5 protein-coding genes and 1 pseudogene are annotated in these 4,712 nt (G+C 74.0%); 4 read left to right on the top strand and 2 right to left on the bottom strand.

Going from position 1 to position 4,712, the window contains the following annotated elements:
- The coding region (locus ACSNOH_RS33435) for a hypothetical protein (protein WP_436725205.1) at window positions 1-216 on the top strand (216 nt) is incomplete at its 5' end.
- Between the two features lie 64 nt (window positions 217-280).
- Here the strand turns inward: ACSNOH_RS33435 and ACSNOH_RS33430 are convergent.
- A complete protein-coding gene (locus ACSNOH_RS33430) occupies window positions 281-523 on the bottom strand; it encodes a chaplin (RefSeq protein ID WP_436725204.1) in 243 nt (80 codons plus the stop codon).
- A 256-nt stretch (window positions 524-779) separates the two neighbouring features.
- Here ACSNOH_RS33430 and ACSNOH_RS33425 point away from each other — a divergent pair, with 256 nt between their 5' ends.
- Together ACSNOH_RS33425 and ACSNOH_RS33420 are read left to right on the top strand one after the other, a co-directional pair.
- Window positions 780-2,273 carry an SDR family NAD(P)-dependent oxidoreductase gene (locus ACSNOH_RS33425; RefSeq protein WP_436725203.1) on the top strand — a complete coding sequence of 498 codons (1,494 nt, stop codon included), beginning with the start codon at window positions 780-782 and terminating at the stop codon, window positions 2,271-2,273.
- 6 nt (window positions 2,274-2,279) lie between these two features.
- The gene (locus ACSNOH_RS33420) at window positions 2,280-2,963 is read left to right on the top strand and encodes a PhzF family phenazine biosynthesis protein (protein ID WP_436725202.1); all 684 of its coding nucleotides are present in this window, start codon (window positions 2,280-2,282) and stop codon (window positions 2,961-2,963) included.
- Window positions 2,964-3,353: 390 nt separating this feature from the next.
- On the opposite strand, the gene tsaD is transcribed toward ACSNOH_RS33420, so the two are convergent.
- Window positions 3,354-4,418 (bottom strand): tRNA (adenosine(37)-N6)-threonylcarbamoyltransferase complex transferase subunit TsaD, encoded by a 1,065-nt coding sequence (gene tsaD, locus ACSNOH_RS33415; RefSeq protein ID WP_436725206.1) that lies wholly within the window; start codon window positions 4,416-4,418, stop codon window positions 3,354-3,356.
- A gap of 130 nt (window positions 4,419-4,548) precedes the next feature.
- Between tsaD and ACSNOH_RS33410 the strand changes: the two are divergent.
- A pseudogene (locus ACSNOH_RS33410) lies at window positions 4,549-4,712 on the top strand (cobalamin biosynthesis bifunctional protein CbiET); the annotation flags it as partial.

Genomic DNA, 4,712 nt, shown 5'->3' with positions numbered 1-4,712 from the left:
CCTCCCCGACAAGGCAGACACGAGATGACCGCAAGCCACACGCACCTGACCCCCGACCTCCCGCCGGTCGTCGAGACCCCGGACCTCCCCGGCGCCCAGCACCCCCGCGCTGCCGGCGAGAGCGGGCCGGAGGACGGCGCCGGACACGGCCGTGGCGCCCACCGCGCAGAGCACGATGGGCGCCACGAAAGCGCAGGTCAGGATTCCGGCGGCTGACAGTGACCCTTCCCGCGCCTGCCGCGCGGGCGGGTCCGGTGGTCCCGCCCGGGCGCGGGGGTCACTAGTCGGCGATGACGCAGGTGTTGCCGAAGGTCGGATTCAGGAGGGCGATGATGTCGATCGTGTTGCCGCACAGGTTGATCGGGATCTGAATCGGGACCTGAATGGTGTTGCCGGAGATGACACCGGGCGAGCCGACGGCCGCGCCTTCTGCTCCCGCGGTGGCGGACGCGACTCCGGCAGCGCCCGTGACGGCGACGCCGGCGGCAGCGGTCAGGACGGCAGCCTTGGCGATACGCGACATGGCTAAACCTTTCTCATGGGTGGTGAGCGGCAATTGTGTCCGGTGTAACTGTGGAGACAGGCCGGATATAGACACGCAAAGTCGCAATTAACCCGGAAGACCCAATAAGTGGTATGTGATGCCCGAGGCGCGGGACGCCGCGCGCACAGCCCGCGCACAGGCCCCCGCGCCTGCGGGTTTGGTGCCACCACCCCCGCCTACGTACAGTTTCCTGTCAGCTTGATTCGAACAGACGAACCGGGAAACAACAGCGGCGATGACGGTCACCGAGGTCACTGAGGACAGCCGCGAGGGCGCAGGCGCAGCGGAGGAGTACGGGCCGGGCATCGACCCCGAGCGCATGGCGATCTGCCTGAGCGTGCTGGCGGAGCTCGACGACCTGCCCGTCGACCACCCCGACGCGATAGCCGTCCGCCGCGCCACGTCCGGCATCTACCGCACGGTCAAGCAGCGCCGCCGCCAGGAGCGCCGCGCCGCCAAGACCGCCCACGACAAGGCCGTCACCGAGGCCACGGCCACCGGCGCCGCCGACCGCATCGACGACGAGACCCGGGGCATACCCCTCGCCGCCACCGCCACCACCAAGATCGTCGGCATCCTCGAACGCCCCCGGTCCTGCTACATCTGCAAGACCCGCTACACCGAGGTCGACGCGTTCTACCACCAGCTCTGCCAGACCTGCGCGGCGGAGAACCACGCCCGCCGCGACGCCCGCACCGACCTGACCGGCCGGCGCGCCCTGCTCACCGGCGGCCGCGCGAAGATCGGCATGTACATCGCGCTGCGGCTGCTGCGCGACGGCGCGCACACCACGGTCACCACGCGCTTCCCCAACGACGCCATCCGCCGCTTCAAGGCGATGGAGGACAGCGCGGACTGGCTGCACCGGCTCAAGATCGTCGGCATTGACCTGCGCGACCCCGCGCAGGTCGTCGCCCTCGCCGACTCCGTCAGCGCCGAGGGCCCGCTCGACATCCTGATCAACAACGCGGCCCAGACCGTACGCCGCTCCCCGGCCGCCTACCGCGAGCTGATCAGCGCCGAGTCCGCGCCGCTGCCCGCGGGCGAGCTGCCGGCCTGCGAGGTCTTCGGCGCCTTCGGCAGCGGCGCCCAGCCCGAGCTGCCCGCGCCCGCCGGCAGCAAGCACGACTCCCTGACCCCGCAGGCCCTCACCGAGCTCGCCCTCACCAGCGGCTCCGCGTCCCTGGCCCGCGTCGAGGCCGGCACCGCCATCGACGCCGGCGGGCTCGTCCCCGACCTGGACGCCACGAACACCTGGATCCAGGCGGTCGGCGAGGTCGACCCCGTCGAGCTCCTCGAAGTCCAGCTGTGCAACGTCACGGCCCCCTTCGTGCTGGTCAACCGGCTGCGGCCGGCCATGGCCGCGTCCCCCGCGCGCCGCAAGTACGTGGTCAACGTCTCCGCCATGGAGGGCGTCTTCAGCCGCGGCTACAAGGGCGCGGGCCACCCGCACACCAACATGGCCAAGGCCGCGCTCAACATGCTCACGCGCACCAGCGCGCAGGAGCTGTTCCAGACCGACAACATCCTCATGACCAGCGTCGACACCGGCTGGATCACCGACGAGCGCCCCCACCCGGACAAGGTCCGCCTCGCCGAGGCCGGCTTCCACGCGCCCCTCGATCTCGTCGACGGCGCGGCGCGCGTCTACGACCCGATCGTGCGCGGCGAGCAGGGCGAGGACCTGTACGGCTGCTTCCTCAAGGACTACCGCCCGGCGGGCTGGTAGCCACCCGTGGACGTCCGCGTCCTGCGGGTCTTCACCGGCCCGGACGGCTCCGGCGGCAACCCGCTGGGCGTCGTCCACGACGGCCGGTCCGTGCGCGGCTCCGCGGCCCGGCAGCGGCTGGCCGCGGAGCTCGGCTTCAGCGAGACGGTCTTCGTGGACGACCCCGCGCGCGGGGTCGTCGACATCTTCACGCCGAGCGGGCGCCTGCCCTTCGCGGGGCATCCGCTGGTGGGCGCGGCCCGGCACCTGCGGCAGTGCGGGTACCCGGCGGACGTGCTGCGCCCGCCGGCGGGCGACGTGCCGTCGTGGACGGCGGACGGCGTCACGTGGATCCGCGCCCGCGCCTCCTGGGCCACGGGCCGGCTCCTCCAGCAGTACGCCCGCCCTGCCGACGTCGACGCCCTCCCCGCCCCGCCGCCGGGCTCCGGCTGGCTCTACGCCTGGTCCTGGCAGGACGAGCCGGCGGGCCGCGTCCGCGCCCGGGGCTTCCCGCGCCGCGGCGACGGCATCACCGAGGACGAGGCGACGGGGGCGGCGGCGATCTCCCTCACCACCGCGCTGCGCCGCGGTCTGCACATCAGCCAGGGCACGGGGTCGTGCATCCGCACGGGGTTCGAGGGGGAGTACGTGACGCTGGGTGGTGCGGTCGACGGGGTTCCGGTGGCCCGGGGCCGTGTGACCGACGGCTGACCTGTGGGTCGGGCACCGCCGGGTACCGCCGATGTGGTTGCTCGCCGTGGCGGCGGGATTGAGGGGGCCGGCGGAAGATCGGCCCCTGCCGGGGTCCGGAACCGGTCGGCGGCCAGCGGGTGACCGGTGGGTTCGGCACCGCCGGGTACGACCGTGGGGGTTGCTCGCCGCGGCGGCGGAAGGATTCGGCGGCCGGGACCTGTCGGTTGGGCACCGCCGGATGCCGCCGTGGTGGTTGTTCGCCGTGGCGGCGGGCCCGGGGCGTGTGATCGGCGGGTGACTGCGAGTTCGGCACCGTCGGATGCCGCCGATGTGGTTGCTCGCCGCGGCGGCGGAAGTTCTCCGGAGGGCCGGGAGTGCGGAGCGCGGGCGGCCCCGGTGGGTGTCCGGCTACGCCGCCAACCCTCGCGCGACCGGGTGGAGCGTGGCGTACTCCAAGGGGGCCGACGGGTCGATCGACACGTCCAGGGGGGCCGGGGCCGCGCCCGCGCGGGCCAGGAGGTCACCGACCGCGGCGATCATCGCGCCGTTGTCCGTGCAGAGCCGCAGCGGCGGCACCCGCAGCTCGACGCCCGCCGCGGCGCACCGCTCCTGGGCCAGCGCCCGCACCCGCGAGTTGGCGGCGACGCCGCCGACGACGACCAGCGTCCCCACCCCGTGCTCCACGCACGCCCCCACCGCCTTGCGCGTCAGCACGTCGGCCACCGCCTCCTGCAAGGACGCCGCCCCGTCCGCGACGGGCAGCGCACGCCCCGCCGCCCGGTGCTGTTCCGCCCACCGCGCGGCCGCCGTCTTCAGCCCGGAGAACGAGAAGGCGTAGCGGTCGTGCCGCGGCCCCGTGAGCGGCCGCGGGAACGGCACCGCCCGCGGATCGCCCTCCCGCGCCACCCGGTCGACGGCCGGGCCGCCCGGATAGGGAAGCCCGAAGACCCGGGCCACCTTGTCGAAGCACTCGCCCGCCGCGTCGTCCAGCGTGTCCCCGAGGTGCAGGATCGGATCGCGCGCCAGATCCCGTACGAGAAGCAGCGACGTGTGCCCGCCGGAGACGATGAGCACCATGCAGGGATCGGGCAGCGGCCCGTGCTCCAGCGTGTCGGCGGCCACGTGCCCCGCAAGGTGGTGCACCCCGTACAGCGGCACGTCCAGGGCATAGGCGATCCCCTTCGCCGCGGCCAGGCCCACCTGGAGCGCGCCGGAGAGCCCGGGCCCGGTCGTCACGGCGACGGCGCCGATGTCCCGCATCGTCAGCCCCGCGTCGGCGAGCGCCGCACGCACCACGGGCGCCGCGGCGTGCACGTGCGCGCGGGCCGCGATCTCGGGGACGACGCCGCCGAAGCGCGCGTGCTCGTCCATGCTGGAGGCCACCGCGTGGCCCAGCAGCTTCCCGTCCCGCACCAGACCGGCGCCGGTCTCGTCACAGGACGACTCGATACCCAGCACCACCGGCGAACGCACCACGCGCACCTCCTGCCTTTCTTTAGCAATTGCACATCCTATGCAACAAGGTGCCCGGGCGCCGCTCCGCCACCGGCGGTCAGTAGAGTTCCCCTGCCCCAGCCCGCAGCGAACGCCGAGGTGACAGCCCGTGAGCCCCGCCCCCGTCACCGTCGTCGGCATCGGCGCCGACGGCTGGCCCGGCCTCGCCCCCGTCTCCCAGGAGGCGCTGCGCGCCGCCGAGGTGATCATCGGCGGCCCCCGCCAGCTGGACCTGCTCCCCGCGGACTGCCCCGCCGAACGCGTCCCCTGGCC

This window comes from Streptomyces sp. URMC 127, from assembly GCF_051386535.1.
GTDB lineage: Bacteria > Actinomycetota > Actinomycetes > Streptomycetales > Streptomycetaceae > Streptomyces.
The sequence above is the reverse complement of the archived record's forward strand: the minus strand, read 5'-3'. Positions and strand labels throughout refer to the sequence as shown.